At 69.5% G+C, this 24538-nt stretch carries 19 protein-coding genes; 13 read left to right on the top strand and 6 right to left on the bottom strand.

What is annotated here, in order from left to right:
- Positions 1–5 precede the first annotated feature (5 nt).
- Complete coding sequence (locus ACM6LR_RS28905) at positions 6–2387, bottom strand: penicillin acylase family protein (protein WP_414944936.1); 2382 nt, start codon at positions 2385–2387, stop codon at positions 6–8.
- A gap of 160 nt (positions 2388–2547) precedes the next feature.
- Between ACM6LR_RS28905 and ACM6LR_RS28900 the strand changes: the two genes are divergently transcribed.
- A complete protein-coding gene (locus ACM6LR_RS28900) occupies positions 2548–4110 on the top strand; it encodes an alkaline phosphatase D family protein (protein ID WP_414944935.1) in 1563 nt (520 codons plus the stop codon).
- Here ACM6LR_RS28900 and ACM6LR_RS28895 read toward each other — a convergent pair.
- Positions 4043–4957 carry an NAD(P)-dependent oxidoreductase gene (locus ACM6LR_RS28895; RefSeq protein WP_414940577.1) on the bottom strand — a complete coding sequence of 305 codons (915 nt, stop codon included), beginning with the start codon at positions 4955–4957 and terminating at the stop codon, positions 4043–4045. The two genes, ACM6LR_RS28900 and ACM6LR_RS28895, sit on opposite strands and share 68 nt — an antisense overlap.
- 112 nt (positions 4958–5069) lie before the next feature.
- On the opposite strand from ACM6LR_RS28895, the gene ACM6LR_RS28890 reads away from it, so the two are divergent.
- The 4 genes from ACM6LR_RS28890 to ACM6LR_RS28875 all read left to right on the top strand — a co-directional run bounded on the left by ACM6LR_RS28890 (position 5070) and on the right by ACM6LR_RS28875 (position 10165).
- Positions 5070–5417, top strand: coding sequence for a winged helix-turn-helix transcriptional regulator (locus tag ACM6LR_RS28890; protein WP_414940576.1), 348 nt, complete (start codon positions 5070–5072; stop codon positions 5415–5417).
- A 64-nt stretch (positions 5418–5481) separates the two neighbouring features.
- On the top strand, positions 5482–5892 hold the full coding sequence (ndk, locus tag ACM6LR_RS28885; protein WP_414940575.1) for a nucleoside-diphosphate kinase: 411 nt from the start codon (positions 5482–5484) through the stop codon (positions 5890–5892).
- Between the two features lie 56 nt (positions 5893–5948).
- Positions 5949–6692, top strand: coding sequence for a maleylpyruvate isomerase family mycothiol-dependent enzyme (locus ACM6LR_RS28880; protein WP_414940574.1), 744 nt, complete (start codon positions 5949–5951; stop codon positions 6690–6692).
- A gap of 110 nt (positions 6693–6802) precedes the next feature.
- Complete coding sequence (locus ACM6LR_RS28875; protein WP_414944934.1) at positions 6803–10165, top strand: phosphodiester glycosidase family protein; 3363 nt, start codon at positions 6803–6805, stop codon at positions 10163–10165.
- Between the two features lie 69 nt (positions 10166–10234).
- Here the strand turns inward: ACM6LR_RS28875 and ACM6LR_RS28870 are convergent, their stop codons facing one another.
- On the bottom strand, positions 10235–11251 hold the full coding sequence (locus ACM6LR_RS28870; RefSeq protein ID WP_414940572.1) for a M14 family zinc carboxypeptidase: 1017 nt from the start codon (positions 11249–11251) through the stop codon (positions 10235–10237).
- A gap of 118 nt (positions 11252–11369) precedes the next feature.
- Here ACM6LR_RS28870 and ACM6LR_RS28865 point away from each other — a divergent pair, with 118 nt between their 5' ends.
- The 3 genes from ACM6LR_RS28865 (at position 11370) to ACM6LR_RS28855 (ending at position 13943) form a co-directional block, all read left to right on the top strand.
- On the top strand, positions 11370–12284 hold the full coding sequence (locus ACM6LR_RS28865; protein WP_414940702.1) for an ABC transporter ATP-binding protein: 915 nt from the start codon (positions 11370–11372) through the stop codon (positions 12282–12284).
- Entirely contained in the window at positions 12284–13099 is an 816-nt protein-coding gene (locus ACM6LR_RS28860) for an ABC transporter permease (protein WP_414944933.1), read from the top strand. Before ACM6LR_RS28865 ends, ACM6LR_RS28860 begins: the two co-directional genes overlap by 1 nt.
- A 76-nt stretch (positions 13100–13175) precedes the next feature.
- Entirely contained in the window at positions 13176–13943 is a 768-nt protein-coding gene (locus ACM6LR_RS28855; RefSeq protein WP_414940701.1) for an ABC transporter permease, read from the top strand.
- Positions 13944–14711: 768 nt separating this feature from the next.
- Here the strand turns inward: ACM6LR_RS28855 and ACM6LR_RS28850 are convergent.
- The gene (locus tag ACM6LR_RS28850; protein WP_414940570.1) at positions 14712–16142 is read right to left on the bottom strand and encodes a S8 family peptidase; all 1431 of its coding nucleotides are present in this window, start codon (positions 16140–16142) and stop codon (positions 14712–14714) included.
- A 528-nt stretch (positions 16143–16670) separates the two neighbouring features.
- Here ACM6LR_RS28850 and ACM6LR_RS28845 point away from each other — a divergent pair.
- From ACM6LR_RS28845 to proB, 5 genes are all read left to right on the top strand, one after another.
- Positions 16671–19781: a translation initiation factor IF-2 N-terminal domain-containing protein gene (locus ACM6LR_RS28845; protein WP_414944932.1), complete on the top strand. Its 3111-nt coding sequence runs from the start codon at positions 16671–16673 to the stop codon at positions 19779–19781.
- Positions 19782–19951: 170 nt separating this feature from the next.
- The gene (gene rplU, locus ACM6LR_RS28840; protein WP_414940568.1) at positions 19952–20266 is read left to right on the top strand and encodes a 50S ribosomal protein L21; all 315 of its coding nucleotides are present in this window, start codon (positions 19952–19954) and stop codon (positions 20264–20266) included.
- A 38-nt stretch (positions 20267–20304) separates the two neighbouring features.
- Entirely contained in the window at positions 20305–20562 is a 258-nt protein-coding gene (rpmA, locus tag ACM6LR_RS28835; RefSeq protein ID WP_003067129.1) for a 50S ribosomal protein L27, read from the top strand.
- A 108-nt stretch (positions 20563–20670) separates the two neighbouring features.
- On the top strand, positions 20671–22128 hold the full coding sequence (obgE, locus tag ACM6LR_RS28830; protein ID WP_414940567.1) for a GTPase ObgE: 1458 nt from the start codon (positions 20671–20673) through the stop codon (positions 22126–22128).
- Positions 22125–23234 carry a glutamate 5-kinase gene (proB, locus tag ACM6LR_RS28825; RefSeq protein WP_414940566.1) on the top strand — a complete coding sequence of 370 codons (1110 nt, stop codon included), beginning with the start codon at positions 22125–22127 and terminating at the stop codon, positions 23232–23234. Before obgE ends, proB begins: the two co-directional genes overlap by 4 nt.
- Here the strand turns inward: proB and ACM6LR_RS28820 are convergent.
- Both ACM6LR_RS28820 and ACM6LR_RS28815 read right to left on the bottom strand, forming a co-directional pair.
- A complete protein-coding gene (locus tag ACM6LR_RS28820) occupies positions 23231–24034 on the bottom strand; it encodes a hypothetical protein (RefSeq protein ID WP_414944931.1) in 804 nt (267 codons plus the stop codon). The genes proB and ACM6LR_RS28820 overlap by 4 nt on opposite strands.
- Positions 24035–24036: 2 nt before the next feature.
- A complete protein-coding gene (locus ACM6LR_RS28815) occupies positions 24037–24528 on the bottom strand; it encodes a SigE family RNA polymerase sigma factor (protein WP_414944930.1) in 492 nt (163 codons plus the stop codon).
- Positions 24529–24538: the final 10 nt, after the last annotated feature.

Below are 24538 nucleotides of genomic sequence, written 5' to 3'. Positions count from 1 at the left end.
CGGGCCTACCGCAGCCTCACCACCCGCAGTTCCGGCGACTTCGCGATATCCGCGCCACAGAACCGGCCCCGCACCCAGCCGCCCCGCGAGTACAACCGCGTTTGGTCGGCGAAATGCGGTGAGGTGACATCGGTCGACTGCGAGTACGTCATGATCGTCGAGACGTCCGGGCAGGCCTTGCCGCCGAACCCGACGACCTGCACGAAGCTCGAGCCGTGCACGACCTCGTGGTTGCCCCTGGCCGGGTCCCACCGCGCCGTGATCACGTTGAGCACGCCGAGACCGCCCGGGCCACCGTGGATCGGGATCTGTCGCCCGGCGCGTGTCACCGACTGGTTGTCGCCGAGCCTGCCGTCGACGGGGATGCCGCCGTCACGGAACTCGGCGAGTGTGTCGCCGAAAGCGCTTTGCACCGCGGGGTTTCCGACGGCAAGGGTGTTGGGCGTCGTGACCGGCTGGTTCGGGTCGAACGGGACCTGCCAGCTGCCGCGCAGCCCGCCGATCCGTTCCGCGAACCGCTGGAAGAACAGCGCGCCACGGCTGTCGAGCCGGAACGTGTGGTCCCAGGACGCGAGTGTCGCGCAGGCGTCGCCGACCGGAACCGGTCCAGACGCGGACGGAGCCTGCCCTCCCGGGAAGGCCGCACACATCTTCGCCGTGTCGGCGGCCGCGAGCTCGGCGGTGCGGCTCCGGTCGCGATACAGGGCGTCCTTCATCGACGACGTCGTAAATCTCTTGCCCGCGAAGCCTTCCTCGGCGGTGATCAGCGCTTCCCTCGTCCGGTCGGACCGCTGTGTCCCGATCGTCCCGACGATCCGGGGGTACCCGGTGATCGGGGCGCGGGCGTTGGCCAGCCAGGCGCTGTCGTTGGCGTTGAGTTCGTAGTCACGTCGCTGCTGCAGTGGCAGCCGGGACGGCGCGAACAGACCCGGTTCCAAGGATCCCGGGTCGGAACCCCAGTCGCACGAGGACTTCGAACCGTCCAAAATAGACAGACCGGTGCCTGGGAACAGGGCGCGGCCCAGTGGGGTCCCGCAGTTCGTCGCCCGGTCGTCGGTGACGTGCGGGACGACCTGGATGTCGCTGTAGAGCGCGTTTCCCGCCCTGTCGGCGGCGACGGTGTTGACCCAGGGGACACCCTGCGTGCGTGCGAGCGCCTCGGCGACGTCCTTGGTGCCGCGTGATCCGCTGAGCTCGAACCAGGTGTTGAGACCGCGCAGGTTCCCCGCGTTCCCGTCCCGTAGCGCGTGCGCCGACTTCGCCGTCCACGGCGTGGGCACCCCGAAGGCCGACCCGATCACCTGGCCGTAGCGCGTCCCGTAGAACGTGCGGCCGACCAGCCGCCGCTCGCCGTTCGGCTCCCGGACTTCGACCTTCACCTCACGCGCGGTCATCTTCTCCGGTTCGCCGTCGACGAGGTACGTTGTCGGGTCGCCGGGCGTCAGCGCCACCTCGAAGAGGCCGAACGTGACCGCGGTCGACACCGTATGCGTCCACGCGACGTCGGCGTTGTGCCCGATCTGTGGCAGCGGCAGACCCAGCAGGCTCCCGCCCGCGACGTCGAACCGGCCGGGAATGGTCAGCTGTGACTGCCAGAACCGGCGCCCGCCCTGCCACGGATAATGCGGGTTGCCGAGCAGCAGGCCGCCGCCGGAGCGCGTCCCGTCGGCGCCGATCGCGATGCCGTTGCTGCCCAGTTCGCCCGAGCCCGTGGCCTTGCGGAACCCGTCGGCGATCCGCGGTGCCGCATCCGGTCCCACCGCCGGAACGTCCTTTGTGGACGGCGGCTGTGTCCTGGCGAGGTCGGCGGCGAGCACGCCTTGTCCGCCCACCGAGGTGACGGCGTAGAAGTGCCGGTAGAAGTCCAGTTCGGTGATCGGCCGGACCCAGTCCGCGCCGCGGCACACCGGATCCGAGATCCCCTGGACGCCGGTTTCCTTCAGGTATGCGTTGTAACCCTCGACGTATCCGGCCGCCAACTCACGGACCTCCGTGCGCGGGCCGTGCGGCGCGGGCTGGGCGGCAAGGCGTTCGACGACGCCCGAGTCGTTGATCCGTCGGAAGTGCAGGTCGCTGTCGAGGTTGTTCTTCGCCTCGCTCATCGCCGGATCGCCATGGCCGCCCGCCCCGAGGTACGCGGACCGCCGCGCGGACACCGTCAGATAGGTGTTCGCGAGTACGCAGATGTTGTCCTTCGCCGCGGCGAAGCCGTAGCCGTAACCGAGCCCGTCGAAATCCTTCGCCGCGATGTGCGGGATCCCGTACTCGGTGTAACTGATCACCGCCCTCACGCGACCCAGTTCGTCCGCGGACGAGACCCCCGTCACCAGGCCCGACGTCACCAAAGCCGCTGTGAGCAGCACGAAGCCACGCTGGAATCTTCGCATCGTTCCCCCCTCCGGATCGATCATCCCGAGATCGAAACTACCGGCGGGGACACCGGGCAAACAGCGGCCGATCGGTGGAGGCGGAAATACCGCCCACTCGTTCACCGCCGCGCAAACCGCAGTTGGCCCATCGGCCGTGGCCGCGGGATAGAACCGCGCCATGACCGCAACCCACCACAACCGCCGCACGCTGCTCAAAGCCGGTCTCACCGGCGCCGGGGCCGTCGCGGGCGGACTGCTCCTCCCCGGAACCGCGACCGCGACGCCGGGCGCCGTCCCGCTGATCCGCGGCGACCGCCCGGTGCTCACCCACGGCGTCCAGTCCGGCGACGTCACCACCGGCTCCGGCATCGTCTGGTCGCGCGCCGATCGGCCTTCGCGACTGATCGTGGAGGTCGCGAGAGACCCCTCGTTCCGCCACGCGCGCCGCGTGCGCGGGCCGGTGATGAGCCCGGAGACCGGTGGCACCGGAAAGGTCCGCGTCGCGGGTCTCCTGCCGGGGACCGAGGTTTACTACCGCGTGACCGCCGAAGCCCTCGACGGCCGCACCCGCAGCGAGCCGGTCACCGGCCGGTTCGCCACCGCCCCGTTCGGCCGCTCGGACGTCCGCCTGGTGTGGTCCGGTGACGTCGCCGGGCAGAACTGGGGCATCAACCCCGAACGCGGCGGGATGACGATCTACCGCGCGATGGCCGACCGTCGCCCGGACCTGTTCCTCCACTGTGGAGACACGGTCTACGCCGACGCGCCGCTCACCGAGACCGTCGCGCTGCCCGGCGGGCGCGTGTGGCGCAACATCGTCACCCCGGAGAAGTCGAAGGTCGCCGAGACGCTCGACGAGTACCGCGGCCAGTTCGCGTACAACCTCCTCGACGACAATCTCAAGCGCTTCACCGCGAACGTGCCGTCCTACGTCCAGTGGGACGACCACGAGGTCGTGAACAACTGGTACCCGGGCGAGATCCTCGACGACCGCCCCGAATACACCGAAAAACGCGTCGACGTGCTCGCCGCCCGCGCGTTCCAGGCGTTCCACGAATGGCACCCGATCGACCGGCGCCAGGCCGTCGACGGCCGTGTCCACCGCAACTTCCGGCACGGCTCGCGCGCCGAAATCTTCGTACTGGACATGCGGACGTACAAGGACGCCAACACCGCCGACCAGGCCGAGCCGGGCCGGATCCTCGGCGACCGGCAGGCGCGCTGGCTCGTCGACGCGCTCGACCGCAGCACCGCCACCTGGAAGATCGTCCAGGCCGACCTCCCGATCGGCCTCACCGTCCCGGACGGCAAGGGCATCGAGGGTGTCGCGAACGGCCTGCCCGGCGCGCCCGGCGGCCGCGAGACCGAACTCGCCTGGGTGCTGCGGGAGATCTCACGGCGCCGCGTGCGCAACGTCGTCTGGCTGACCGCGGACGTGCACTACACCGCGGCACACCACTACTCGCCGGATCGCGCGTCGTTCACCGACTTCGACCCGTTCTGGGAGTTCGTCTCCGGCCCGCTCAACGCCGGCGCGTTCGGCCCGAACACGCTCGACCCGACCTTCGGGCCGGAAGCGGTGTTCGTGCACGCCCCGCCCGCCGCGAACACCTCACCCGCGGACGGGTTCCAGCACTTCGGAGAAGTGAACATCGACGGACGGAGCGGTGCGCTCACGGTCGATCTGCGCGACGCGACGGGTGCTTCGCTGTGGTCGAAGACCCTGCGGCCCCAACGCTGAGCAGTTCGGTCAGGACCGCGATGCTGCGGTCGCCGTGCCCGGCCTCGGCGGCCCGCCGCACGAGGTCGTGCATCGGAAGCTGCCAGCCGACGTCGACGCCCTCCTCGGCCAGTTCGAGGTCGGCGGCGGCGCCGGCGTGGAAGATGTCCACCGAGGAGGAGGGATTCGAGTAGTCGCCGCTGTCGATTTCCTTGGCGAGCATCGGCAGGACCGAGATGATCATCTCGAACCATTTGGTGGCGTAGGGCAGGAGCGTCTCCGCTTCGAGCCCGCGTGACCGCAGCAGGGCGGCACCCTGGAAGAACCCGACCAGCGCGGGCAACAGGGTGCCGCCGACGGCCATCTCGTAGAGCGCGGCGAGATCGGTCTCCTCGCCGAGGTGGACGGTGTCGCCGCCCAGCACCCGCAACGTGTCGACGTGCTCGTCGAAGACGGTCTTGTCGCCGCCGTAGTACAGCAGCGTGTCCGGCGCGCCGACGGCCGACGGCACGTTCTTGATCGCGCCGTCGAGGAACCGCGCGCCGTGGCCGGTCGCCCAGTCGGCCATCCGGCGCGCTCCCGCCGGTGAGCCACTGTTCAGGGTGACCAAGGCGCGTCCGGTCAGCGCGGCGGGTTCCAAAGCCGCGACAGTGTCCTCATAGGTGGTCAGGCAGGCGATGATCAGCGGGCTCGCCCGCAGCGCGTCTTCGACCGTCGCGGCACTGCGGGCTCCTTGCGCGACAAGGGGATCGGCCTTCGAAGCCGTCCTGTTCCACACCGTCGTCGGATGCCCGGCCGAAAGGAACGCGCTCGCCAGGGCCGAGCCCATCGAACCGAGACCGACGACGGTCACCGGTGTTTTCGTCATTTTTCACTCCAGTCAAGGGAAATCTGTGGGATGACCTCATGCTGGGGCGTCGCGTACATTTGTACAAGTACCTACTATTTTGCCGGGTACCGACAAAAAGGTAAGTGTGAAGATGACCAAGAACCGCACGTTCACCTGCGGGCTCGACGCCGCGATCGCCGTCATGGGCGGAAAATGGAAAGGGCTCATCCTGTTCGCGCTCCAGGACGGGCCGCTGCGCTTCGGGGAGTTGCGGCGCGAGGTTCCCGGCATCAGCGAACGGGTCCTGATCCTGCAACTGCGCGAGATGGAGGCCACCGGCCTGTTGCATCGCGAGGTATACCACCAGGTTCCGCCGAAGGTGGAGTACTCGCTGACCGCGTTCGGAGATTCGCTCAACACCGCGATGGCCCCACTCGGCGAGTGGGGCGAGGAGAACATCGAGCGCATCGAAGCCATTCCCTGGTCCGACGTGAAGTGAGTGGCGAAGCACCCAGTAGGCTCCGGGCGATTAGCACGAAACCCACCCAAGGAGAAATACCGCCGTGACTGAACGCACGCTGGTCCTCGTCAAACCCGATGGCGTCGCGCGCGGCCTCGTCGGCGAGGTCATCTCGCGCATCGAGCGCAAGGGCCTGAAGCTCGTCGCCCTCGAACTGCGCACCGTCGAGCGCTCGGTCGCCGAGGAGCACTACGCCGAGCACAAGGAGCGCCCGTTCTTCGGCGAACTCCTCGAGTTCATCACCTCGGGCCCGCTGGTCGCGCTCGCCGTCGAGGGCCCCCGCGCCATCGCCGCCTTCCGCCAGCTCGCCGGTGGCACCGACCCGGTCGAGAAGGCCACCCCCGGCACCCTGCGCGGCGACTTCGCCCTGGAGACCCAGTACAACCTGGTGCACGGTTCGGACTCCCCGGAGTCGGCCGAGCGCGAGCTCAAGCTCTGGTTCCCCGAGGCCTGACACACTCGTGGATGGCGCGGGATCACCGCGCCATCCACGGACCCGGGGGTTTGTCGATGACACCGGACGAGTACCTGGCACACCTGCGGAAACTCGTTAGCGGCTTCACACTGGTGGCGCGCACCGGGGACCACGCCGCGCCCGTGCCGTGCTGCGGCGACTGGCGCCTGCGTGATCTGGTCGTCCACCTCGGCAACGTGCATCGCTGGGCGGCCGGGATCGTCCGCACCGGTGACCCCGCCCCGCAGCTCTTCGGAGTCGAGCCGGACGAGGACATCGCCGCCTGGTACGGCGACTGCGCGGACGGCCTCATCGAGGCGTTGCGCGAAGCCTCGCCGGACGACGGTGCCTGGAACTTCACCGCCGCCGCCAAGACCAAGGCCTTCTGGTACCGCCGCCAGGTCCACGAGACCGCGGTGCACCTGCTCGACGCGCACCGCGCGGCCGGGACCGAACACACCCTCGACCCGTCCATCGCCGCCGATGGCGTGGACGAGGTCCTCCTCGGCATGCTGCCGAAGGTGAAGCGCTGGCACACCCCGCCGGTGGTCACCGTTCCGCTGTTGCTGAAGACATCCGACACCGGACACGCCTGGTTGATCACACCGCCGGGAACAGACGGCATCCCCGGCTCGCGGCGGGCCGATCCCGCCGAAACCGCGGAAGCCGTCGTAGAAGGGACCGCGGAAGGGCTGGACCTGCTGCTGTGGCAACGGGTCGGGCTCGCCGAATCGGGTCTCGGGATCACCGGTGACGGCACGGCGGCCGAGACCTTTCTCGCCGGGCCGTTCACGCCCTGATCTTCGGCGCCCTACGCCGTTCGGTTCACGTTCACCTCGAGGTCTTCTCCTGGCGGCTCGCGTCCGCTGTGCTGACCTGAGCCGCCTGTCACTCGATCGTGGGGTACTTCGTGAGAAGATCACGCCTGGTATTGCTCGCCGCCCTGCTGCCCGGATCGTTCGTCGCCGCACCGGCGTCCGCTGATCCGCTGGCCGCTCCGCTGGGGCCCGCGCCCGTCGAAGCCGCCCCCGCTGCCTCGTCGGCGAAGGAGGGCCCGTCCGCGTACGCCGTGGCCGCGCCCGACGACGGTCTCGTCACCACCAGCGCGACTTCGCGCGTGGCGCCCGGCCTGAGTCTCACCGAGTTCGACCGCTACGACCCGGCGGGCTGGATCCGCGGCGACACCCTCGCCGTCGATCTCACCAGCAAGACGCTCAAGCCGACGTATCTCAGCCCTGGCACGGTTTCCGCGCGGACGCCGCTTTCTCGGCAGGTCGCCAGGACCGGCGCGGTCGCCGGGGTCAACGGCGACTTCTTCGACATCAACGCCACCGGAGCACCGATCGGCGTCGGCGTCGACGCCGGGAAACTCCAGACGGCGCCCGCACGCGGCCACAACCTGACCGCGTCGATCACCGAGGAGGGCAAGGCGCGGCTCGCGGAGGTGTTCCTCGAAGCGTCGGTCACCTTGCCCGACGGCGAGGTCGTGCCCGCGTCGAACTTCAACAGCCCGGTGCTGAGCGGGAACGCGATCGGCGTCTACACGCCGCTGTGGGGCGCGGCGTCCCGGCGGACTTCGGTCGCGGGCGCCCAGCGCGTCGTCGAGATCGAACTCCGGGACGGTGTCGTCACACAGGTGCGGCCGCAGCCCGCGGACGGCCCGATCGCCGCCGGCGCGACGGTCCTGCTCGCCCGTGACGGTGGCGTGGACACCTTGTCCGGTCTGAAGACCGGTGACCGGGTGGGTGTCGCGTACGCGCCGAAGAGCGACGCGGGCAAGCTGTCGGTCTCGATCGGCGGGAACATCGTCCTGCTGCGCGACGGCGCGATCCAGCCGGTCGACAACGTGGCCATGCATCCCCGGACCGCGGTCGGGTTCTCCGCCGACGGCACGAAGATGTGGCTGGCCACGGTCGACGGCCGCCAGGCCGACAGCCGCGGCATGACGGAACTGGAACTCGCCCGCCACCTGAAGTCGCTCGGCGCGGACGACGCCATCAACCTCGACGGTGGTGGCTCCTCGACCTTGCTCGCCCGTGAGGAGGGCGAGAAGACGCCGCTGGTCCGCAACTCGCCATCGGACGGCGGGGAACGCCTGGTGCCCAACGGGATCGGCGTCACCACCGTGCCCGGCAGCGGACGCCTCACCGGATTCTCGCCGCGTCCCGCGCGGGACACCGCCGACGCGACGCGGGTGCTTTCCGGACTGACACGCAAACTCGCGGCCGGAGCGCACGACGAGACCGGCGCGGCGGTGGCCGCCAAGGCACAGTGGCTCAGCACGAATCCTTTCCGCGGCACGGTGACCGACGGTGTCTTCACCGCGCACGCCGACCGGCTCCGGCCGGACGCGCCCGCGAACGTCGACGTACTCGCGAAGCGCGGAGGTGTCCTGGGCAAGGCCACGCTGAACGTCCTCGGTTCGCTGGTCCGGCTGGGCACCAGCACCGAACAGGTCGCGCTGTCCGGCGAAGGCGCGAAGAGCACGTTCAAGGTGTTCGGCTACGACGCCGACGGCTACGGCACGTGGATCGAGCCCGACGACGTCAAACTCGATTACGACCCCACGGTGGTGCGGATCGAGCCGTCCGGCGACGGATTCGCGGTCACCGCGCTGAAGGCGTCGGGTGCTTCGGCGATCACCGCAACCGCCGGTGGGAAGTCGACGCACCTCGCGGCGTCCGTCGGCACGGAATCCCGGATGGTGGCGTCTTTGGACGGCCCGGCGGGCTGGACCGCCAGTGTCTTCCCCGCCGTCGTCGGCGCCGCGCTTTCCGAGGCTCCCGGCCGTGAAGGCGGCCGAGGGCTGGCGCTGGACTACCGGCTGAACGGGACCAACGCCACGCGCGCGGCCTACGTCAATTCGGCGGCGCCGATCGCGCTGCCGCCCGGCGCCCAGCGCGTCGGCCTGTGGGTCAACGGCGACGCGAAGGGTGCTTGGCTGCGGGCGGAACTCCGCGACGCCGCCAACGTCCCGTCCATTGTGGACTTGTCGCTGAGCGTCGACTGGACAGGCTGGCGTTACGTCCGCGCGGCGATCCCGGCCGGACTCCCAGACGGGCAGCGGCTGACGAAGTTCTACGCCGTCGAGAACGTCCCGGACCAGCAGTACGAAGGACGGCTGGTCTTCGACGACCTCACCTTCGAGGTCGCGCCCGCGGCCGCCGTCCCGGCCGATTCGGCGCCGCGTGATCCGGCGCTGATCACTGACGGCACGGCGACCGGCGGACTGCGGATCGCCGTGGTCAGCGACGCGCAGTTCACCGCCGACGACCCGAACGGCCCGCTGGTCGTCCAGGCACGGCGCGCGCTGCGCGAGACGGTGGCGGCGAAACCGGATCTCGTGCTGATCAACGGCGACTTCGTCGACCGCGGCACGGCCGCCGATTTCGTGCTGGCTCGCTCGATCATCGAGGAAGAACTCGTCGGCAAGGCACCCTGGTACTACGTCCCTGGCAACCACGAAGCCGATGGCGGGCACGGGATCACCGAGTTCCAGGCGGCGTTCGGGGAGACCCACCGCGTCGTCGACGTCGCCGGGATCCGCCTGGTACTGATGGACTCCTCGCGCGGATCGCTGCGCGCGGGCGGATTCGACCAGATCCGGATGCTGCGCGAGGCGCTCGACGGCGCGAAGACCGACAGGCGCGTCCGCGGCGTGGTCGTCGCGATGCACCACCCGGTCAAGGACCCGAGCCCCACCGGGAACTCGCAACTGGCCGACCGCAAGGAGGCCGCGATGCTGACCGGCTGGCTGACCGCCTTCGAGCGCGAATCGGGGAAGCAGGTGGCCGCGATCGCTTCACACGCGGGCGTCTTCAACCTGTCGCGCGTGGACGGTGTGCCGTACCTGGTGAACGGCAACTCGGGGAAGTCGCCCGCGGCCGCCCCCGGTGACGGCGGTTTCGTCGGCTGGACGATGGTCCGGTTCGAGCCGGGGGACAAGGCACAGCCGGTGCGGTTCGAGACGCGGCCGAACGTCGACGCGCTGACGCTGTCCGGGCCCTCGTCGCTGGCGCGCGGGGAGAAGGCGGACATCCGGGCCGTGGCGGCACAGGGAGCGCGTCAGGTGCCGGTGTCGTACCCGGTCAGTGCGGACTGGAAGGGCGGCTGGGGCACGCACGTCGCCGACGGGTTCCTGCCCGCGATGCCGTGGGACGTCGCGTCCTTCGACCAGGGGACCGGGGTGCTGACGGCGCTGCGGTCGGGGGTGGCGCGGCTCTCGGTCACCGTCAACGGGGTGACGCGGAGCTTGTCGGTCACCGTCCGTTAGCCCTCGCCGATGTGATGAACGGGACTTTCATGGCGAAATTTGCCATGAAAGTCCCGTTCATCTCACGCTTCAGGCGGCTTCGTGCGCCTCTTCGACCGTACCCGGCAAAGCCGGACCACGCGGCGGGATCGCGTCGGCCTTCGCCGGGTCGACCTTCCGCACCGAACCGTCGGCCGCGGTCCGCGCGATCGCGAGCATCGAGGCCAGCGCGTCCTGGATCTGCGCCTGCTCCCGCTCCGGAATGGCGCCGAGTTCGATCAGCACGCTGCCGTTGCCCAGTAGCCCGTACCCGTTGCGCGCGATGCCCTGGTAGTCGCCGCCGGGGTACTGCGAGACATAGCCGCCGTTGCCGTCGATCGACCGCTGCACCACGACCGCGATCTGCTTCGCGAAGTCCACATCGGACTGTTTCACGCCCGCGTTCGTCGGCCACAGCGTCGAAGCGGTGATCTCTTTACCGTTCGCGTCCTGGTACCGGCCTTGCATGTGGTAGTCGACCATGATGTCCGGCTTGAACGAAGCGTTCCGCCGCTGGATCAGGCCCGCCTCGGTGGCCGGGTTGTCCTTCGGTGCCACTGCCGGGTCGTGGTACCGATTGATGTCGTAACCCTTGCCCTTCTCGCCGTACTCGGGGGTGGCGTCCGGGTCGTAGTTGTAGCGCCAGTCGCGCTCGTTCCCGTCGGGGTTGGCGCGCACGACGATGTCGACGGTCACCTTCGACAGCAGCTCCCGCTGCCATGAGCCGCGTTCGACACCGACCTTGCGCAGGAACTCCAGCGCGGCGGGCGTGCCGAGCGGCTCGTCGCCATGCTGCTGGGTGACGTACTGGATCCGCGTCTTGCCGTGGCCGACCCTCGCCGCCCACACCGGACGGCCCTCGTTGCTGCGGCCGATGCCGCTCACCCGGATCTTGCCGTGGCTCAGCAGGGCCAGCTTGTGCAGTTCGAAGGCGAGTTTGGCGGTGGACGGGCGCGGGTCGACGGTCCGGCCGCCCACAGTGGCCTCGGCCGCCTGTGAAGCGGGAGCCACCAGCAGCCCGGCGCTGACGAAAACGGACAACAAGGCGATTCGGGACTTGAGACTCATGGTCGGTGAGTATCGACGAGCCGGGACCGGCCAACAAGGGTGTGGTTAAACCGGTCGAATTTTGTCGGTGCCAGGTCCTAGGGTGCGAACCGTGGGTGACTCAGAGCACGGCCCGGCGATGGTGCAGGCGAAAGCGTTGGTCAAGCGCTTCGGCGATTTCGAGGCCGTACGCGGGATCGATGTCGAGGTCCGCCCCGGGGAGGCGTTCGGTTTCCTCGGGCCGAACGGCGCGGGCAAGTCCTCCACCATGCGGATGATCGCGAGCGTGTCCCCTCGCAGCGACGGTGACCTGCGGGTCCTCGGCATGGATCCGGACGCCGAGGGGCCGAAGATCCGTGCCCGGCTCGGCGTCGTGCCCCAGCAGGACAACCTGGACACCGAGCTCACCGTCCGCCAGAACCTGCAGATCTACGGCCGCTACTTCGGGCTCTCCCGCTCGCACGTGCGGAGCAAGGCCGACGAGCTGATGGAGTTCGCCCAGCTCACCGACCGGGCGGACGCGGAGGTCGATTCGCTCTCCGGCGGGATGAAGCGGCGGCTGACCATCGCGCGCTCCCTGGTCAACGACCCGGAACTGCTCCTGCTCGACGAGCCGACAACGGGGCTGGACCCGCAGGCCCGGCACCTGTTGTGGGACAGGCTGTTCCGGCTCAAGGCGGGCGGGACCACCCTGATCATCACCACGCACTACATGGATGAAGCAGAGCAGCTTTGCGACAGGCTGGTCGTGATGGACAACGGCCGCATCGCCGCCGAGGGCTCGCCCGCCGACCTGATCAGCCGGTACTCCACCCGCGAGGTAGTGGAACTGCGGTTCCCGAACGGCGAGCAGGAGGCCGCGGCGAAGCAGATCGAGGGCCTCGCCGAACGCGTCGAGGTCCTGCCGGACCGTGTCCTGCTCTACACGATGACCGGCGAGGCCACCCTCGAACAGGCGCACGCGCGCGGGCTGCGGCCCCTGTCGAGCCTGGTCCGCCGAAGTTCGCTGGAGGACGTCTTCCTCCGCCTCACCGGCCGGACGCTGGTGGACTGATGACCACAGCGGAGACGAAGGCCTCGACGGGCCGCGTGGTGTCGACCTGGCTCGGCGCCTGGCTGCGGGTCGAGGGGTATTGGATGTGGTACCGCCGGTACTGGCTGTCCACGCTCTACTCGACAGGCCTGCAACCGGTGCTGTTCCTGGCCGCGATGGGGCTCGGCTTCGGCTCGCAGGTGCAAGCGGGCGCCGCGACAGGTGGTTTCTCGTACCTCGAGTACGTCGCGCCCGCGTTGCTCGTCGCCGGCGCCGCGCAGCTGGCGGTGGGGGAGTCCAGTTACCCGGTGCTGTCCGGGTTCAAATGGCAGCAGACCTATGTGGCCGTCACCGCGTCCCCGATCACCCCGGGACAGGTGCTCGGCAGCCAGCTCATCTGGGTCGGGATCCGGCTGGCGCTGGCCGGATCGATCTACGCCGTCATCGCCGCGCTGTTCGGCTCGTGGACGAGCTTCGGCGTGCTCGTGGTCATCCTGATCGGGGTGCTCACCGGAATCGCCTGCGGCACCCCGGTGATGGCGCTGGCCGCGACCACCTTCGACGAGGGCGCGCGGTTCGGCCTCGTGTTCCGGTTCATCCTGATCCCGATGACGTTGTTCTCCGGCACGTTCTTCCCGATAGCCGAACTGCCCGCCCCGCTGAGGTGGATCGCCTGGCTTTCCCCGCTGTGGCACGGAAACGAGGCCGCCAGGGCGGTCAGCCTCGGCTCCGTCGGCCCGCTCGCCACCCTGGGGCACCTCGCCTTCCTGGTCGTGCTGGCCGGGGTGGGCTGGGCATTGGCGCACAAGTACTTCTACCGACGGCTGGTGGTCTGACGTGGCTGTTCTCACCGAGGCGCAGCGACGTGGAAAGCCGAGGCGCGGGGTCCTCCTGCGCGTCCTGCCGCCCGCGATGTACAGCGGCCGCTCGAAGGCGGTGCTGGAACGCACCTTCCTGACCTACTCGCACGTCTGGATGCTGTTCGTGTCCGGCGCCTTCGAGCCGTTGTTCTACCTGATGGCCTTCCAACTGGGCTTCGGCAAACTCGTCGGCGAGGTCGTCGGTCCCGGCGGCCAGACGATGAGCTACGTCGCCTTCGTCGCACCCGGCCTGCTCGCGGCGTCGGCGATGAACGGCGCGATCATGGACTCGACGTACAACCTGTTCTTCAAGCTGAAGTACGCGAAGCTGTACGACGCCATGCTCGCCACCCCGATCGGGCCGTTGGACATCGCGCTCGGCGAGGTCGGCTGGTCGGTGCTGCGCGGCGGGATCTACTCGGTGACCTTCCTCGGCGTGATGACCGCGATGGGCCTGCCCGGGTCCTGGTGGGCGGTGCTGATGATCCCGGCGGCGCTGCTCGTCGCGATGGCCTTCTCCGCGATCGGGATCGTGCTGGTGACCTTCCTGCGGTCGGTGTCGCAGTTCGACTACATCAACCTCGTGCTGATGCCGCTGTTCCTGTTCTCCACGACGTTCTACCCGCTTTCGGTCTATCCCGAGGCGATCCAGTGGATCGTGCGGATCTTCCCGCTGTACCACGGGATCGAGCTGATGCGCGGGCTCTCGGTCGGTGTGCTGTCGTGGAGCATGGTCGGGAACGTGGCGTACTTGGTGGCGCTGGCGGCAGTCGGGATCTACGCGTCTTCGCGACGCTTCGGAAAGTTGCTGCTGCGCTGACCCGCCGAACCGCGTGGTATCGGCACCCTCGTCCGCTCGAAGTACGTGAGGCTTCCTTCCCTACTCTCGAGGTCAGGGTCCCGGCAAAGTCGCGGAGCTGGTCAAGCGGGTCGTGAGTGGCGATTCGGGTTCTCCCCGACCTGTCTTTGCCTACCCGCTGAAACGGTGTCATCCTCCCCGCTCGATGAAGTCGACCTTGATCGACGGAGGATCGGGGACGTTGAGTGTCCCCGATCCTCTGTTGATCAAGGTCCGAGGCCTCGCGCCGTCGGGCTGATCACATGTGGGTAAGCAACTGCCGGTCCGCCCTGACCCGAATTGCCACTCACGACCGAAGGGTGGTTCAGACGTCAAGCGCGGCCGCCCCCGGTGTCGCGAAAGCCACTTTCGCGACACCAGAGGTCCCGAAAGTGGCTTTCGCGACACCGAAACGCAGAGCTGCTGGTGGTAATCCGGGCTTGACATCGCTAATGCCTGCAAAGGGCCGAGCGCATGTCCCTGAACCTCTGTTAATCAAGCTCCGCAACCGGCGTAACCCCGCGGCGAGGTAGGAATTGGGACACTCAACGCCCCCATTCCTACACCGTCAGCCTCACACACAGCGACGAAGAGCCGCCTGACCAGTATCTCTGCGACTTTGCCGGGACCCTGACTCGCAAGGTAGGAAAGGGACCCCTCACACCCTGCCCCGCGTTGCTGGCGGTGGTGCCGAGGCCTACGAACTTTCCCCAAGCGACCCCACGCGGCCCACCGCGAGAAGCCGACTGCTCACCGGGCCGCGTTCGAACCCGTCACCCTCGGCGCCACCGCGGCCAGCGCGTCGACCATCCCGTGCCCGTAGAAGCCGTTGAACCCCGCGTACCCGGTGCAGTACGCGTCCTGCGAGCCGTCGCCGGTCAGGTCGTAGTCGGCGGGACACGCGATCGGCGTCGCCTGCGCGTCCAGCGTCCGCTTCAGCTGGCGGGCGCTGTAGCCGGGACGCGCCGAAGCGAGCAGGGCCGCGACACCGGCGACGTGCGGCGCCGCCATCGACGTCCCGCACAGCGGCGCGTACCCGCCGGGAACGGTCGAAAGCACGCATTGCCCGGCCTCGCCGCCGGGGGCGGTCACGTCGATCACGCTCAGCCCGTACGAGCTGTAGCCGGCCTTGACCCGCTCCGCGCTCACAGACGACACCGCGACGACGTCACGCAGGCCGGCGGGCAGCGCCTGGCAGCCTGCGGCCTGGACTTCGACACCCGAGCGCGGCGACGGCACCAGCCCGACGGCTTCGTTGGTCGCCGCGGCGACGTTGAGCGTGCCCGCCGAGGTCGCGTACTCGACGGCGCGGGCCATCACCTCGTTCACCACCCCCCGTTCGTCGGCGTGGGCGCACGAGAGCGACCACGGGTCGACGAAGTAGCTGCTGTTCGTCACGGCCATGCCCTGTGAGGAGGCCCACATCAGCCCGCAGACGGCTGCCTCGGGGTCGGCGTACCCGCGATCGTCGATCACCTTCACCGAGGCGATCCGCACACCGGGCGCCACCCCGGTGACCCCCTTACCGTCGTCGGCCGCGGCGATGATCCCGGCGACATGGGTGCCGTGCGCCGACGTCGTCGCGGCCCAGTTCCGGTCGGGCGCGCCAGTCAGGCAGCCCGCGGACCTGCCGGGGTCGAGGGCGGTCGTCAGTTCGGGGTGGGTGTCGTCGACGCCGGAATCGAGGACGCCGACGACGACGTCCCGGCTGCCCCGCTCGATCACGCGGGCCTTGTCGGCGCCGATCGCGCGCATGTCCCACTGCTCGTCGGTGCGGTCGGCGGAGGACAGCTTCGCCGGATCCGTCGGTTCGAGTTCGGCGCGTGAGGGTGTGGACCTGGCCGACGGGGTGCCGGCCGCCCGCTGCACCGCCAGCCGCTCCGCCTGCGCGCTGAACGCGGCGGCGGGCCGGACCAGTTCGGTGAAGTCCCGGTCGGCCGAGGTCGCCACGGCCACCGCGATCTGCGGGTAGTAGATCGTCGTGCTGCCGCAGCCGCCGGTGATGGCCGCTCTGGCCTGGGCTTCGGAGATGCCCCGGTCGAAGGCGACGACGTAGCGCAGCGCCCGGCCCTCGGGATGGCACGATGGCACCGCCTCCGCCGTCGCGACGGCGGAGATCGAACCGCAGAGCACCATGAAGGCGCACACGGCCGCTCGCAGGGACCGCCCCAGCAGGGACACCGGACCTCCCACCGGAGAACAGAGGGACTACGGGGATCGCCGCGGCCTTGGCATCGGCACCCCCGAGCGGCACGCTAGCCACCCACGGCCGGGTCGACAAGTTCTCTCGCGAAGTTCGCTCGGCCGGTGGCCGCGGCGCGCCCGGGAGTCAGGTCTGTGGCACCGAGTACACCGGAGTGGGGCCGGGGTGTGGGATACTCGCGTTGGCCGCTGGCCGACGGGCACACGTGAGAGGTGGCGCTCGCGGTCTCGTGGCCCGGTGGTGTGCTGCACATCCTCCACACGCGTCGCCGCTTGCATGCGGCTCGACGATGTGGCGGGCGGCCCGATGTCGCGCACGTGGCCAGCACTCCGCCGAGCAGACCTTCAGCCGTACGCGGCGCCCGGACAATCCCGGCGTCGTCGCGGTGCCGGGCAAGGATTCCCGCTGCTGGTGACCACCACGGCGGAACGAACAGAAAGGGGCCCCTGCGCGGCCGCGTCGAGCCGGTGTGAGCCAGCCGACGCGCCCGGGGGCGGAGGAGATATATGTCGAACGCGGACACACCCGCCGTCACCGGCGGGAATACCGCCACACCCATCGCAGGCCAGCTGGCCGAACTGCCTCCCCGGATCCGGGTGCACGCACTGGCGAAGCTCCTGGGTTCCAACAGCCGTGAACTGATGGCCAAGCTCGGTGAGCTCGGCGAGACCGTTCGCAGCGCGCAGTCCAGCGTCACCCGCGATGTGGCCATCAAGCTCGCCGAAGCCCTCTCCGGCGGAGGCGAGCCCGAGACCACCGAAGCGGCTCCAGCCGCCGAGGCGCCCGTCGTCGAGACCCCGAAGGCTCCCGAGCCCGAGGTGAAGCCCGAGGTCGAGCCGGAGCCCACTCCGCAGGTGGAGACACCTTCGCGGCGTGTTCCGCCCGCGCTGGCCGCCCCGGTGACCCCGGAGCCGCCGCAGCAAACGACCCGTCCGTCGAGGGCGGCCGTGCACGTCCCGGTGTTCGCGGCGCCGTCGCCGCTGTTCCTGCCGCCGGAGCCGGTCGCGGCGAAGCCCGCCCGCAAGCCGGAGCCGGCCTTCACGCAGACCGAAGAGACCGCCTCCGACGAGGACGAGACGCAGGCCGAGCAGTCCGATCGCCACGACGATGCCGACGACGACGGTGACGACGCCAACGGCCGTCGCCGCCGCCGTCGCGGGCGTCGTGGCCGTGGCCGGGGCAAGGGCGGCGACGAGAACTCGGCCGACTCCGAGAACGACGACGAGCAGCCTGAGCCCCCTCGCGGCCGTCAGCCGCGCGGCAAGGACAAGAACAACAAGAACGAGAAGGACGCCGACGCCGAAGAGGCCGAGTCCGAGAACGCCGAAGAGGCGTCCGTCACGTCTGATTCGGCGGAGTCCGATCCGGACAATGACGGCGACTCCGACAACGGCAGCAAGCGCCGCCGTCGCCGCCGCCGTCGCAAGGGCGGGGACGACGACAACGCCGAGGCCATCACCGACGACCCGCCCAACACGGTCGTCCACGTCCGCCAGGCCAAGGCCGCCGAGACCGAGCGTCCGGCCAGGGACGAGGTCCGCAGCGTGCGCGGCTCGACCAGGCTCGAGGCCAAGCGCCAGCGCCGCCGGGACGGCCGCGAGGCGGGCCGCCGCCGCGCGCCGATCCTGTCCGAGGCCGAGTTCCTCGCCCGCCGCGAGTCGGTCGAGCGCACCATGGTCGTCGCCGAGAAGGGCGAGTCCACCCAGATCGGCGTGCTCGAGGACGGCGTTCTGTGCGAGCACTTCGTGACCTCGTCGGGCACCGGCTCGATCGTCGGCAACGTCTACCTCGGCCGCGTGCAGAACGTGCTGCCCTCGATGGAGGCCGCCTTCATCGACATCGGGCGTGGCCGCAACGCCGTGCTCTACGCCGGTGAGGTCGACTGGGACGCCGCCGGTCTCGAGGGCAAGGCCCGCAAGATCGAGCAGGCGCTCTCCACCGGCGACTCCGTGCTGGTCCAGGTCACCAAGGACCCGGTCGGGCACAAGGGCGCCCGGCTGACCACCCAGATCTCGCTGCCGGGCCGCTTCCTGGTCTACGTGCCCGCGGGCGGGGCCACCGGCATCTCCCGGAAGCTCCCGGAGAACGAGCGCCGCCGTCTGAAGGACATCCTCAAGCGCATCGTCCCCGAGGACGCCGGTGTGATCATCCGCACAGCGTCCGAAGGCATCGTCGAGGAGGAGCTGGACCGCGACGTCCGCCGTCTCAAGGCGCAGTGGGACGTCATCAAGGAGAAGGCCGAAGCCGGCAACGGTGGCAAGAAGAACAGCGCCCCGGTCATGCTCTACGAAGAGCCGGACCTGCTGGTCAAGGTCGTGCGCGACCTGTTCACCGAGGACTTCGCCAAGCTGGAGATCCAGGGCGACAAGGCCTGGGACACCATCTACGACTACGTGCAGCACGTGGCGCCGGACCTGGCTGACCGGGTCAAGCGGTACACGGGCACCGGTTCGGCTTTCGCCGATCACCGGATCGACGAGCAGATCACCAAGGCCCTGGACCGCAAGGTCTGGCTGCCCTCGGGTGGCTACCTGGTCATCGACCGCACCGAAGCGATGACCGTCATCGACGTCAACACCGGCAAGTTCACCGGATCGGGTGGAAACCTCGAGGAGACGGTGACCAGGAACAACCTGGAGTCGGCGGAGGAGATCGTCCGCCAGCTCCGGCTCCGGGACATCGGCGGCATCATCGTCATCGACTTCATCGACATGGTGCTCGAATCCAACCGTGAGCTGGTGCTGCGCCGCCTGACCGAATGCCTCGGCCGCGACCGCACCCGGCACCAGGTGGCCGAGGTCACCTCGCTCGGCCTGGTCCAGATGACCCGCAAGAAGATCGGCACCGGGCTGATCGAGGCGTTCTCCACGCCGTGTGAGCACTGCAAGGGCCGCGGCGTGGTCGTCTCGACCGAACCGCAGCGCACCGGTGGTGGCGGCAACGGCCACAGCCACGGCGGTGCCAGTGGCGGCAGCGGCAGCGGTGGTGGCAAGGAGCAGGGCTCCCGCCGGTCCCGTGGCCGCGGCAAGGGTGAAGACCAGAGCCAGAACGAGCCCGCGGCGGCCAAGACCGAGGCCCCGCAGGCTTCCGGTCCGCGTGAGTCGGTGGTCTCGGCGGTCCAAGCCGTGGCCAACGCCGCCAAGGCGGCCAAGGGTGAGCACCCGCACGAGGTCACGGAGAACGTCGAGGGCGTCGCGCTCAACGGCCACGCGCCGCAGGTGGCTGAACAGCCCGCAGAGCAGGCGAAGGAGGCTGAGGGGTCTTCGGAGCCCATTGCCGAAGCGACCGTCGAACAGGCGGCCGAGGCGGCGGCTGAGCCGGTTTCCGAGCCGATCACCGAGGCACCCGCGACCGAACTCGCCGGTGAACCGGTGACGACCTCGGACGACGAGGCCCCGGCCGCGCGCGAAGAAGAGATCTCGGTCGTCGGGGAATCGGGCCCGGAGCCCGAAGCTCCCGAGGTGCCGGTGACTCCTGAGGCTGTTGTGGCACAAGAGCACACCGAACCCGAGGTGGAGGTCCCGGCCCCGGCCGGTCGCTCCACCACCCGCCGCCGTCCGCGACGGGCGGCCTCGCGGCCGGCCGGTCCGCCGGTCAAGGCGTCGGAAAAGAGCTAGTGAACACCGAGGGGCACCCCGGTGTGATCGCACCGGGGAGCCCCCCGTAACCTGTAGAGCGGCCCGCCACTTAGCGGCGGGCACCTTGCGCAGACCTTGGACCGCCGAGAGAGATCCGGTGGGCCGGTCACGCAAGCCCCCACCCGTTGTCGAGTAAGCAGGAGACTTCCGTGTCGGCGTACGCGATCGTCAAGACTGGCGGCAAGCAGTACAAGGTGGCCGTCGGCGACGTCGTCGAGGTCGAGAAGCTCGAAGGCGAGCCGGGTACTGAGCACACCTTCCCCGCAGTCCTTTTTGTGGACGGTGGCGACGTCACCACGGACGCCGACGCACTGGCGAAGGTCTCGGTCATCGGCAAGGTCGTCGAGCAGACCAAGGGTCCGAAGATCCGGATCCACAAGTTCAAGAACAAGACCGGCTACCACAAGCGCCAGGGTCACCGGCAGAAGCTGACCCGCGTCGAGGTCACCGGCATCTCCAAGTAGAACTTTCTCCGGATCTTCGTCAGAAAGAGGATTGAGCCATGGCTCACAAGAAGGGTGCGTCCAGCTCCCGCAACGGTCGCGATTCGAACGCGCAGCGACTGGGCGTCAAGCGCTACGGCGGCCAGGAAGTCAACGCGGGCGAGATCTTGATCCGCCAGCGTGGCACCAAGTTCCACCCCGGCGTGAACGTCGGCCGTGGCGGCGACGACACGCTGTTCGCGCTGGCCGCCGGTGCGGTCCAGTTCGGCGAGAAGCGTGGCCGCAAGACGGTCAACATCGTGCCGTCCGAAGCCTGAATTTCGGCTTCGAGTTAGAACCTCTGACGAGGGGTGGGGCCGGAATATCCGGACCCACCCCTCGTTTGTTTTGTGTATCCCCTTCTCGCGAATGAATAGAGGCAAGTCATGGCGTCCCGTTTCGTGGACCGCGCGGTGATCCATCTGACCGCCGGTGACGGTGGGAACGGCTGCGCCTCGGTGCACCGCGAGAAGTTCAAACCCCTCGGCGGCCCGGACGGCGGCAACGGCGGCAACGGTGGCGACGTGCTGCTGATCGTGGATCCGAACGTCCACACGCTGCTCGACTTCCACTTCCGCCCGCACGCCCGCGCCGGCAACGGCAAGATGGGCCAGGGCGGCAACCGCGCCGGAGCGGCGGGCGACACGCTGGAGATGCGGGTCCCCTCCGGTACCGTCGTGATGACCGAGGGCGGCGAGATCCTGGCCGACCTGGTCGGCTCCGGAGCCACCTTCGTCGCCGCCCAGGGCGGTCGTGGGGGCCTCGGCAACGCGTCGCTGGCCTCCAACACGCGCAAGGCGCCCGGATTCGCGCTGCTGGGCGAGCCGGGAGAGAGCCGGAACCTCGTACTGGAACTGCGTTCGGTCGCCGACGTCGGCCTGCTCGGCTTCCCGTCGGCAGGCAAGTCGTCGCTGATCTCGGTGTTGTCCGCGGCCAAACCGAAGATCGCCGACTACCCGTTCACCACCCTGGTGCCGAACCTGGGCGTGATCACCGCGGGCTCGACCGTGTTCACCATGGCCGACGTCCCCGGCCTGATCCCAGGCGCGAGCGAGGGCAAGGGCCTCGGCCTCGACTTCCTGCGGCACATCGAGCGGTGCGCGGTGCTGGTGCACGTCATCGACTGCGCCACCTTCGAACCCGGGCGCGACCCACTGTCCGATATGGACGCGCTCGAAGAAGAACTCGCCCGCTACACCCCGAGCCTCGGCGGCGACCTCGCCGACCGGCCGCGCGTGGTGGTCCTCAACAAGATCGACGTCCCGGACGCCGCCGAACTCGCCGAGTTCGTCCGCCCGGAACTGGAGGCCCGCGGGCTCAGTGTGTTCGAGATCTCCACGGCTTCCCGACAGGGACTGAAGGAATTGACCTACGCGCTCGCCGCCGTGGTCGAGAAGTATCGCGCCGAGCAGCCGGAACCGGAGCCGGAGAAGGTCGTGCTGCGGCCGATGGCCGTCAACGACGCGGGCTTCACCGTCGAGGTCGACCCCGACGAGGAGGGCGCCTTCATCGTGCGCGGTGTCCGCCCGGAGCGGTGGATCCGCCAGACGACCTTCGGCAACGACGAGGCCGTCGGCTACCTCGCGGACCGGTTGCAGCGGCTCGGCGTCGAAGAGGCGCTGGCCCGCAAGGGCGCCGTGCCGGGAAGCCCGGTCACCATCGGCGACGTCCAGTTCGAATGGGAGCCGTCGACCCCGGCCGGGGTCGCGGTGCACATGTCCGGCCGGGGCACCGACGTCCGGCTGGAGAACAACAGCCGGATCGGTGCTTCCGAGCGCAAGGAAGCCCGCCGGATCCGCCGCGACGGCCCGGACGGAGTCGAAGACGGGGCGGACGACGAGTGAGCTCGACCCGGGCGGCGATCGCCGACGCGAAGCGGGTGGTCGTCAAGGTCGGTTCCTCAGCGCTGACCACCGCCGGAGACGGTCTCGACGTGGCCAGGCTGGACGCGCTGGTCGAAGCGATCGCCGACCGGGTCTCCCGTGGCACGCAGATCGTGCTGGTGTCCTCGGGAGCGATCGGCGCGGGACTGGCGCCGCTCGCGCTCGGCAAGCGACCGCGTGACCTCGCCACCCAGCAGGCCGCGGCCAGCGTCGGGCAACTCGCGCTCGCCCACGCCTACGCCGAGTCGTTCGGCCGGTTTTCCCTGACCGTCGGCCAGGTTCTGCTGACGTCGGACGACGTCGTGCGCCGCGCGCACTACCGCAACGCGCAGAACACGTTCACCCGGCTGCTGGCCCTCGGCGCGGTTCCCGTGGTCAACGAGAACGACACCGTGGCCACCGAAGAGATCCGCTTCGGCGACAACGACCGGCTCGCCGCGCTGGTCGCCCACCTGATCGGCGCCGACGCGCTCGTCCTGCTGTCCGATGTGGACGGTCTGTACGACGGGGATCCCCGTGACGGCGCGACTCGCAAGATCGCCGAGGTCGCCGGGGAGTCCGATGTGGACGGTATCACCGTCGGCATGTCGAGTTCCGGGCTCGGCACCGGCGGCATGGTCTCGAAGCTCGCCGCGGCCCGTACCGCCGCCAGTGCCGGGATCCCGGTCCTCCTCGCCGCCGCTTCCGAGGCCTCACGCGCCCTCACCACGGCCGAGGTCGGCACGGCCTTCGTCGCCGCGGACTCCCGCCTGTCGGCCCGCCGGTTCTGGCTGGGCTACGCCGCCGGCGCGTCCGGGAAACTGCACCTCGACGACGGTGCCGTCACGGCCGTCGTCCGCCGCCGACGGTCCCTGCTCGCCGCCGGGATCACCGGTGTCGACGGTGACTTCCAGGCCGGCGACGTCGTCGACCTGGTGGATCTCCGGCAGCGCACCGTGGCGCGGGGTGTCGTCGCCTTCGACGCGAGGGAGCTGCCCGACCTCATCGGCCGTTCCAGCCACGACCTGCCCGCCGAGCAGCGGCGCGAGGTCGTCCACGCCGACGACCTCGTCCCCCTCCGTCGCTAGGGCACCAGCCCCGGCATGGTCGCGATTTCCTCGAGCTGCTTCGAGGTCAGCGGAGGCTCGGCGCGTTCCACCGGCAGATGGATACCGTCGCCGGATTCCACGACACCGGTGTTGGTGCTGGAGAGATAGATGACGCCGGTCGGCATGGTGAGCTCAGTCGTGCGGACGATCAGGCCTGCTTCGTTGCGGTTGGTCGTCTCCCGCAGGACACCGTCGGCGATCTGGCGCGTGGAGCACGAGACTGTTTTGGGGATGGTCGCGTCTTCGCAGCTCGTCTCCCAATTGTAGATCGGCGGAAGAATGCGAACGAGAACCGAGCCCGCGCCGCGGTCGTCACTCACGCGGACGTCCAGGTAGTAGAGCGTGGACACGGTTCCTTCCTCCTCTACCTGCTTGGCCGTCAGGAGGAACGGATCCGGCGGCGGGATCTCATCAGGCAGGGTGAGCCTTTCGATCCGTGCCCCCGGCGCGACCCGGGATCGCACCGAGGTGTCGACGATGCAGCTCAACCGGGTGAGTAGCTGCTGTGCGGTCTCGTCGGAGGTTCTCGTTCCGCAGCGGGCTCCCGGGACGGGGTCGGCGGGCCGTGGTGGCGGAGGCGGTGACGGTGTGGTCATCACGGAGGTGGCTCCGAGGATCGCCACCACGGCGAACGCGGCACCCGCGATACCGGCCGCCGCGAGGCGGCGTCGCCGCGACCGTCGGCCTGCGGCGAGCACACGGTCGCCGGTGAGCCCGATGGGCGGTTCGGCTTCCGTCACGTACTTCGTCAGCACGGAGCGAACATCGAGGTCATCCATGGTTACTCCTTGCTCGTCGGAGAGGGAAGGACGGCGCGCAGCGCCTCGACCCCGCGGGCGGTCTGGCTTTTGACGGTGCCTTCGGCGACACCGAGCAACGAAGCCACTTCGGCAACCGAGAGGTCTTCAAGGAAGCGAAGAACGACCATCGCGCGCTGACGCGGCGTCAGACCGCTGAGCACCCGTTCCAGGTCGATCCGCTCGTGGCTGTCGTGGTCCGGTGGCGCCGCTCGCTCCGGCGGAGACGAGGTCACCAGCTCCTTGCCGCGTTTGCGCCGTCCGGTGAGGAAAGTGTTCAGCAGAATCCGGCGCGCGTAGGCATCGACGGTATCCGGCCGAACCCGGCGCCATCGTCGGTACAACTGGACGAACGTGGCCTGCACCAGGTCCTCGGCGCCGTGCCAGTCGCCGCACATGCCGAACGCCAGTCGCCGGAACTGCTGCACGCGGGCCTCGAAGTACTCGCTGAAATCGGTGTCTTTCGCTTGTCCCACCGGCCACCCC

This window comes from Amycolatopsis sp. cmx-11-32 (genome assembly GCF_047608695.1).
Classification (GTDB): Bacteria; Actinomycetota; Actinomycetes; order Mycobacteriales; family Pseudonocardiaceae; genus Amycolatopsis.
Note: the sequence above shows the minus strand (reverse complement) of the source record. Positions and strands in the feature narration are given on the sequence as shown.

Coding starts and splice junctions, on each gene's coding strand:
- ACM6LR_RS28860 (WP_414944933.1), top strand. CDS start 12,284: ATGACCACAGCGGAGACGAAGGCCTCGACGGGCCGCGTGGTGTCGACC.
- ACM6LR_RS28895 (WP_414940577.1), bottom strand. CDS start 4,957: ATGACGAAAACACCGGTGACCGTCGTCGGTCTCGGTTCGATGGGCTCG.
- ACM6LR_RS28865 (WP_414940702.1), top strand. CDS start 11,370: ATGGTGCAGGCGAAAGCGTTGGTCAAGCGCTTCGGCGATTTCGAGGCC.
- ACM6LR_RS28880 (WP_414940574.1), top strand. CDS start 5,949: ATGACACCGGACGAGTACCTGGCACACCTGCGGAAACTCGTTAGCGGC.
- ACM6LR_RS28820 (WP_414944931.1), bottom strand. CDS start 24,034: ATGGATGACCTCGATGTTCGCTCCGTGCTGACGAAGTACGTGACGGAA.
- ACM6LR_RS28890 (WP_414940576.1), top strand. CDS start 5,070: ATGACCAAGAACCGCACGTTCACCTGCGGGCTCGACGCCGCGATCGCC.
- ACM6LR_RS28855 (WP_414940701.1), top strand. CDS start 13,176: ATGTACAGCGGCCGCTCGAAGGCGGTGCTGGAACGCACCTTCCTGACC.
- obgE (WP_414940567.1), top strand. CDS start 20,671: ATGGCGTCCCGTTTCGTGGACCGCGCGGTGATCCATCTGACCGCCGGT.
- rpmA (WP_003067129.1), top strand. CDS start 20,305: ATGGCTCACAAGAAGGGTGCGTCCAGCTCCCGCAACGGTCGCGATTCG.
- ACM6LR_RS28905 (WP_414944936.1), bottom strand. CDS start 2,387: ATGCGAAGATTCCAGCGTGGCTTCGTGCTGCTCACAGCGGCTTTGGTG.
- ACM6LR_RS28845 (WP_414944932.1), top strand. CDS start 16,671: ATGTCGAACGCGGACACACCCGCCGTCACCGGCGGGAATACCGCCACA.
- ACM6LR_RS28900 (WP_414944935.1), top strand. CDS start 2,548: ATGACCGCAACCCACCACAACCGCCGCACGCTGCTCAAAGCCGGTCTC.
- ACM6LR_RS28870 (WP_414940572.1), bottom strand. CDS start 11,251: ATGAGTCTCAAGTCCCGAATCGCCTTGTTGTCCGTTTTCGTCAGCGCC.